The sequence below is a fragment of the Mesorhizobium sp. M6A.T.Cr.TU.017.01.1.1 genome (assembly GCF_004023115.1).
Taxonomy (GTDB): domain Bacteria; phylum Pseudomonadota; class Alphaproteobacteria; order Rhizobiales; family Rhizobiaceae; genus Mesorhizobium; species Mesorhizobium mediterraneum.
Genome location: NZ_RZTA01000300.1, coordinates 1 through 434 on the forward strand (window position 1 = coordinate 1; position 434 = coordinate 434).

1 protein-coding gene is annotated in these 434 nt (G+C 62.9%); it reads left to right on the plus strand.

Annotated elements, in window-relative coordinates:
- A partial coding sequence (locus EOB36_RS34095; protein ID WP_128286599.1) for a TIGR02453 family protein occupies positions 1-434 on the plus strand: 434 nt, incomplete at both ends.

Here is a 434-nt window from a genome sequence, read left to right on the forward strand (position 1 = left end):
CCCAAAGCCATTCCGTTCCTCAAGGCGCTGGATTGCCACCAGAGCGGCGAGTGGTTCCTGCAGAATCGCGACCTCTTCGAACAGGAGTTGCGCGATCCGCTCGGTGATCTCGACGAGACGCTGACCGAGCGCTTCGCGGAGGCAGGTCTCGGCCTGCGCGGCGACCGCAAGAAGTCGCTGTTCCGGATCAATCGCGACGTGCGCTTCGCCAAGGACAAGCGGCCCTACAACAGGCATTTGTCGGCCATCCTGTCGCCCGACGGCACCAAGATGGAGCAGGGCGTGTTCTACGTGCATGTCGGGCTTGAGCGCTGCTTCGCCGACATTGCGTGGTGGCAGCCGGAGCCGGCGCTGCTGCTGGCGATGCGCAAGGCCATCGCGGCAAAGCCGGGCGAATTCCAAAAGATGGTTGCGGCGTTGAAGAAAAATAGCCT